The following is a 6911-nucleotide window of genomic DNA, read 5'->3' on the forward strand; positions in this document are numbered from 1 at the left end:
CTCCTTATGCCTTTTGTGCAGCTTCTTTTGCTGCTTTTTCTTGAGCTTCAGCTTCAGCACCGTAAACACGTTTCGCCGGTTGCGATTTCGTGATTTTCACCGGGCTGTAATCAATGCGTGGTGCATCATCGCCGTTGTAGAATGCTAATGTGTGTTTTAAGTAGTTCACATCATCACGCTCTGTGTAGTCTAAACGTTGGTGCGCACCGCGAGATTCTTTACGTGCAATCGCAGAGTTTGCGATAGATTGTGCTACGTCTAAGATGTAACCTAATTCAACGGTATAAAGCACGTTGGTGTTAAATACGCTTGAACGGTCTTGGATACGGATACGTTTATAACGCTCTTTCAATTCAGCGATTTTATTCACCGCAGTTTGCATGCTTGCTTCATCACGGTAAATACCACAACCTTCTTCCATTGCCGTACCCATTTCTTCGCGGATATCCGCCCAGTTTTCAGTACCTTCTTGGTTGTAAAGATCTTCTAAACGTTTCACCACATCTTTAGCTTGTGCGTCAACCGCACTTTGGTTCGCAGGTTGCGCTTCAACTGCGCGTTGTGCCGCGTATTCACCTGCAACACGACCTAAAACCACTAATTCTGCCAATGAGTTAGAACCTAAACGGTTTGCACCGTGAAGACCTGAAGAGGCACATTCACCCACAGCAAATAAACCTTTGATACGTGTTTCGCTGTTGAAGTCAATTTCGATACCACCCATGGTATAGTGAACAACAGGGCGTACCGGAATTGGTTCTTTAACCGGGTCAACACCTTCATAAGCATTTGATAATTCACAAATAAACGGTAAACGTTCATGTAAGTAGTCTGCACCTAAATGACGTAGGTCTAAGTGAACCACATCAACGCCTTTTGCGGTTTTGAGTGTGTTACCTTTTTTCCATTCTTGCCAGAACGCTTGTGAAACTTTGTCACGTGGACCTAATTCCATATATTTGTTTTCCGGTTTACCGATTGGTGTTTCAGGGCCTAGACCATAGTCTTGTAAGTAACGGTAACCGTTTTTGTTCACCAAGATACCACCTTCACCACGACAACCTTCGGTCATTAAGATACCTGTATTTGGTAAGCCTGTTGGGTGATATTGAACGAATTCCATATCACGAAGTGGAACACCGTGACGATATGCCATTGAAAGGCCGTCACCTGTTACGATACCGCCGTTTGTGTTGAATTTGAATGCACGGCAACCACCACCTGTTGCGATAACAACCGCATTGGCGTTGATTTGCACTAATGTGCCTTCCATCATATTCATTGCCACTAAACCACGTGCGTGACCATCATCTACTAAGATGTCTAATACGAAGTGTTCATCGAAACGTTGAATTTGTGGGAATTGAATGGAAGTTTGGAAAAGGGTATGAAGCATATGGAAGCCGGTTTTATCTGCTGCAAACCAAGTACGTTCAATTTTCATACCACCGAAACGGCGTACGTTAACATCACCGTCTGCTTTACGAGACCAAGGGCAACCCCAACGCTCTAATTGTGTCATTTCAACAGGGGAATGTTGTACGAAATATTCAACAACATCTTGTTCACATAACCAGTCACCACCGGCAACAGTGTCTTGGAAGTGTTTGTCATAGCTATCTTCATCTTTGATAACCGCTGCCGCACCACCTTCTGCTGCTACGGTATGGCTACGCATTGGATAAACTTTTGATACTAAAGCGATTTTTAGGTTTGGGTTAGCTTCCGCAGCCGCAATCGCTGCACGTAAACCGCCACCACCTGCACCCACAATCGCAATATCGACATTAACAGTTTGCACGATATTTTTCTCCAATCAATAATAGTAAAAAAGAAAATGATGATAAAATACGGCGTATTTCAACCGCGCTTCTCTATCACGCTACTATTTTCGCTATAAATCTTCTGAATTTCTACCCCTTTTTTACTATTTTGTTAATTAATTTCTCTTTTTGTGATCTAACGCAAAAAATGGATTTTCTTTGAATGAAAAATGATAATTTAAAAGTAAAGAGCGGGCAGATAAATTGATTAACCCACAGCGATTCACTAAAATAGCCATACTTTTATTAGCCGAGAATCATTATGTCAGAACAGCAATGGCAACCGTCAGCCAGTATTGATAACTTGTTAAAACGCGCCAAAATTATACGCGAAATACGCCAATTTTTTAGTGACCGCGGCGTGTTAGAGGTGGAAACACCCGTTCTCAGCGAATTTGGTGTTACCGATTTGCATTTGTCTACTTTTAGTACAGAATTTATTGCCCCACAAGGCGAACAATCTAAAACCCTTTGGCTGAATACCAGCCCGGAATATCATATGAAACGCTTGCTTGCCGCAGGCTCCGGGGCGATTTTCCAACTTTGCAAAGTTTTTCGTAATGAAGAAGCAGGGCGCCGCCATAACCCAGAATTCACTATGTTGGAATGGTATCGACCGCACTTTGATATGTATCGCTTAATTAACGAAGTGGATGATTTATTACAATCGATTTTAGATTGTCCCGCGGCGGAAAGTATGAGTTATCAGTTTGCTTTCCAAGAATATGTCGGCGTAGATCCGCTTTCTGTTGAGCGAGCTAAGTTAGTGGAAATCGCCAGAGCGCATCATTTTATGTGTGATGATGACGAAGAACGGGATACGTTACTGCAGTTTTTATTTAGTGAAATTGTAGAGCCTAAGATTGGGCAAGACCGTCCGGTTGCCATCTATCATTTCCCTGCAACACAAGCGGCATTGGCGCAAATTAGCTCAGAAGATCACCGCGTGGCGGAACGTTTTGAGTTTTATTACAAAGGCTTAGAGCTTGCCAATGGTTTCCATGAATTAACGGATGCCAAAGAGCAATTACGCCGTTTTGAACAAGATAATTGTCAGCGCGAAAAATATGGCTTACCGCAACGCGCAATTGATTACCGCCTATTAGCCGCGTTACAAGCAGGTATGCCGAATACCTCCGGCGTGGCATTGGGGGTGGATCGTTTATTGATGATTGCCTTGGGGGCTGAGCAAATTGAAGACGTGATGTCATTTGGCATTAATAACGCCTAAAGTGCGGTCAAAAAAAGTGTTATTTAGTACTTGCACAAAGCTGGAATGGCGGTTGGTGAGCTTGTCGAACCATAAGACATTCCAGCGTTTACTGCACAAGACTTATGTTTTGTTATTTTCCAATGACATCAATAATCAATACTTCAGATTGCGATCCTAATCGCAATGGAATTCCCCAAAAGCCATAGCCCGAAGTGACAAAATAATGCCCATTGCCAAGTTGTTTATAACCATAGGCCAAATCATACATCAACATGGTAAATAAATTGGCAGGAAAAATTTGCCCCTTGTGCGTATGCCCTGACACCTGTAAATCAATAGGTAATTGGCTATGTTTCATCACATCAGTAGGGCGATGATCCATTAAAAAAATCGGCATCTTGGTATCCACCGTTTGAAGCAAGGTCTTGGTTTCAGGACGATTAACCGCCATTTCATCATTTCGTCCAATAAGGACAAATTGATGATTTACGACCACACTTTCATCTTCCAATAATTGCAAACCTGCGCGGCGAATTTCCTGTACAACGCGGATTTTATCGCCAAAAAAATCATGATTGCCCAACGTGGCATATACCCCAAGCGGTGCTTTCAATTTTGCTAAATGGGGTTGCATTTTTTCCGCTAAATAGGCGTTGACATTATCGTCCATAATATCCCCAGGTAATAAAATTAAATCCACTTTTTCGCGGTTAAAAATTGCCGCCAGTTCATCCATTTGCTTTCCACCAAACAGTGTCCCTAAATGAAAATCACTTGCTACACCAATACGTAAGGAAGGTAATGGCTTGTTAAGTTGTATTTGATAATGCAATATCTTTGGTGTGTAGGCATTATAAATACTCAAACCAAATAAACCTGCAAGAACAATAGGGTAGAACAGGCGCAAAGTGCAGTTAAATTTTGTTGAGTTTTGCCATTGTTTTCCAAGCTTGAAGAGAATAAAGCAACTTAAGCTGGCAAAACTACTGTAGAGTAAAAATGCAAGAATCCAAGCACTTAAACGGAAATTAGGATAAATACGGAAAATGGTAAGTAAAATAACGGCATTTATACTTAAAAACGCAAAAAGAGAAAGCCCCAAAAGCGATGTTTTACTGAGTTTATTTTTTAATAGCCAACGCAAAGTGCGGTCAAAAATAAATAAGAATAGTTGTAACACAACTGCAACTACCGCAAAAATAATGTAATAACGAAATTCCATAAATATTAAGATTGAAAAAGAAATGTGCGCGAAAGTATAGGTGAGTTTTTTACGCTTCGCAAATATCTTTGGGTTATTGTATTTTGATGATAATTTACGGCGTTATGAATATTTATACGTTGAGTAATGGAGGCGTGTACCGGAGTCGAACCGATCTACATGGATTTGCAATCCAGTGCATAACCGCTTTGCTAACACGCCATGGAAAGTGTTGCGCTTAGATATAAAAAAACACCTTTCGGTGCTGTTTTTTTATTTAATACATTGTATTAAATGGTGCCCGAGGCCAGACTTGAACTGGCACGCCCCGAAAGGCGAGGGATTTTAAATCCCTTGCGTCTACCGATTCCGCCACTCGGGCACAACGCATTTTCTTGATTTAAGAATGGAGCGGGAAACGAGGCTCGAACTCGCGACCCCGACCTTGGCAAGGTCGTGCTCTACCAACTGAGCTATTCCCGCGTTGTTTTCAGCTTGTCGCTGTCAACGGATGTGCATTCTACGGATTTTCGATTTTGTGTCAACAATAAATTTCAAAAAAATGCAAAATTCTTTTTGTTTGCTTATAAAAAATGCAGATCAGCTAAAAATAAGACAAAAATAAGCGAAATTATAAGCGATTAAAAATATCCTTTAATCCGACCGCACTTTATGCCACAATGCACGTCATTCTTTCTATTTAACTATATGCAAACTTAGGTGAAACCAATGACAAAAGAATATTTACTCGATACTTTATTAGCACAGGCTGGTAATCGAACCGATTCTCGCACAGGTGCTGTTTCTACACCGATTTTTCTTTCTACGGCTTATGGGCATTATGGCATTGGTGAAAGTACAGGATTTGATTATACGCGTACGAAAAACCCAACGCGTGTGGTATTAGAAGAAACCATGGCAAAATTAGATGGTGGTGATGCGGCATTTGCTTTTGCGTCAGGTATGGCGGCGATTCAAGTGTTAATGACATTATTTACTGCACCGGATGAATGGCTTGTTTCTAGTGATGTTTATGGTGGTACTTATCGTTTATTGGATTACTTATATAAAAACAACAATAGCGTTAAACCTGTTTATGTGGATACCAGTTCAATTGAAGCCATTGAAGCGGCAATTACACCAAACACAAAAGCTATTTTTGTTGAAACTCCATCAAACCCATTAATGCAAGAATGTGATGTGGCGGCAATTTCAAAAGTAGCGAAAAAGCACAATTTATTGTTGATCGTGGATAATACTTTCTTAACCCCTGTATTGTTTAAACCAATGGATCAAGGGGCGGATATTACAATTTATAGCGCGACAAAATATATTGCGGGTCATAATGACGTATTGGCTGGTATTGTGGTTGCTAAAGGTAAGGAATTATGTGACCGCTTATTTTATATTCAAAATGGTGCCGGCGCTGTGTTATCACCGTTTGATTCTTGGTTAACCATTCGTGGTTTAAAAACTCTTTCTTTACGTATGAAACGTCATCAAGATAATGCGCGCGAAATTGCAAAATTCTTGGCTGAACAACCACAGGTGAAAGACGTACTTTATGCAGATAAAGGCGGTATGTTGTCATTCCGTTTGCAAAATGAACAATGGGTAAACACATTCTTGAAAGCGATGAAATTAATTACTTTTGCAGAAAGTTTAGGTGGCACAGAAAGCTTTATTACTTATCCGTCAACGCAAACTCACATGGATATTCCTGAAGCTGAGCGTATCGCTCGTGGGGTAACCAACGATTTATTGCGTTTTTCAGTAGGCTTGGAAGATCCTGAAGATATTAAAGCAGACTTATTACAAGCTTTTGCACAATTGAAATAAGCGAAATAAGGTTTTGCAAATTGCACTAATAAATTGACCGAAAGCGCGGTTAAATTTAATATCGTTTTCAACCAAGTGAAAATAGCACTTGAAATTAACTAATTTACTCTTATTTATAGAGAGCATTTAACAAAAAGGAAATAAAAATGGCAGAAGTATTACATGCAACAGACGCGTCATTTGAAACTGACGTATTACATTCAGATGTCCCTGTATTATTAGATTTTTGGGCACCATGGTGCGGTCCTTGCCGTATGGTGGGGCCAATCTTAGAAGATTTGGCGGCTGAATATGGTGACAAAGTTAAAATTGTTAAGATGAACATTGATGAAAACCAAGGCACACCAGCCCAATTTGGTGTTCGCAGCATTCCGACTTTATTACTTTTCAAAGAAGGTAAAGTGGTAGCAACTCAAGTTGGTGCGTTACCAAAAGGTCAATTGGCAAGCTTTGTGAATCAAGCGTTATAATTACCTTTAGAAAAATCCCGATAATCTCGGGATTTTTCATTATTGGTGAGATGAAAAAAAGGCATAGTAGACAAAATGGTTGCTAATTTCGTGAAAACTATGCCTATATGACAAAGTGGTTGCTAATGAATATTTTTAATTATTCTTAGCAACTCTTTTTATTTAAAAAATCCTTTATAAACATAATCTTATGTTTCTTCGTTAAGCCTGCATGATGGGATAATTTCTCCTTAAGTTGTCCAAATAAGTTTTCAAGTCTATTTGTCGTTTTTTCGATATTTAAATCGCCATACTTTTCATAGGTAAATAGATAATCCATATAACGTTTAAAACTATGATAAGCACTTCTTACATTCCGATGTTTA

5 protein-coding genes, 3 tRNA genes and 1 pseudogene are annotated in these 6911 nt (G+C 39.9%); 3 read left to right on the plus strand and 6 right to left on the minus strand.

The genetic code is table 11. The features are described 5' to 3' along the window. Positions 1–4: 4 nt before the first annotated feature. A complete protein-coding gene (frdA, locus tag Q0O89_RS02870) occupies positions 5–1801 on the minus strand; it encodes a fumarate reductase (quinol) flavoprotein subunit (protein WP_135709779.1) in 1797 nt (598 codons plus the stop codon). Positions 1802–2085: 284 nt separating this feature from the next. Between frdA and epmA the strand changes: the two genes are divergently transcribed. After that, positions 2086–3054 carry an elongation factor P--(R)-beta-lysine ligase gene (gene epmA / locus Q0O89_RS02875; protein ID WP_293730260.1) on the plus strand — a complete coding sequence of 323 codons (969 nt, stop codon included), beginning with the start codon at positions 2086–2088 and terminating at the stop codon, positions 3052–3054. Between the two features lie 112 nt (positions 3055–3166). Here the strand turns inward: epmA and Q0O89_RS02880 are convergent, their stop codons facing one another. From Q0O89_RS02880 to Q0O89_RS02895, 4 genes are all read right to left on the minus strand, one after another. Beyond that, positions 3167–4258: a metallophosphoesterase gene (locus tag Q0O89_RS02880; RefSeq protein WP_293730261.1), complete on the minus strand. Its 1092-nt coding sequence runs from the start codon at positions 4256–4258 to the stop codon at positions 3167–3169. Positions 4259–4385: 127 nt separating this feature from the next. Beyond that, positions 4386–4459, minus strand: a tRNA-Cys gene (locus Q0O89_RS02885). Positions 4460–4532: 73 nt separating this feature from the next. Then, positions 4533–4619, minus strand: a tRNA-Leu gene (locus Q0O89_RS02890). A gap of 25 nt (positions 4620–4644) precedes the next feature. After that, a tRNA-Gly gene (locus Q0O89_RS02895) sits at positions 4645–4720 on the minus strand. Positions 4721–4966: 246 nt separating this feature from the next. On the opposite strand from Q0O89_RS02895, the gene Q0O89_RS02900 reads away from it, so the two are divergent. Together Q0O89_RS02900 and trxA are read left to right on the plus strand one after the other, a co-directional pair. Next, on the plus strand, positions 4967–6076 hold the full coding sequence (locus Q0O89_RS02900; RefSeq protein WP_293730262.1) for a methionine biosynthesis PLP-dependent protein: 1110 nt from the start codon (positions 4967–4969) through the stop codon (positions 6074–6076). A gap of 146 nt (positions 6077–6222) precedes the next feature. Continuing rightward, a complete protein-coding gene (trxA, locus tag Q0O89_RS02905) occupies positions 6223–6546 on the plus strand; it encodes a thioredoxin TrxA (RefSeq protein ID WP_293730263.1) in 324 nt (107 codons plus the stop codon). Positions 6547–6691: 145 nt separating this feature from the next. On the opposite strand, the pseudogene Q0O89_RS02910 reads toward trxA, so the two are convergent. After that, positions 6692–6911: pseudogene (locus Q0O89_RS02910) on the minus strand (transposase); the annotation flags it as partial.

Source organism: uncultured Actinobacillus sp. (assembly GCF_945915845.1).
Lineage (GTDB): Bacteria > Pseudomonadota > Gammaproteobacteria > Enterobacterales > Pasteurellaceae > Exercitatus.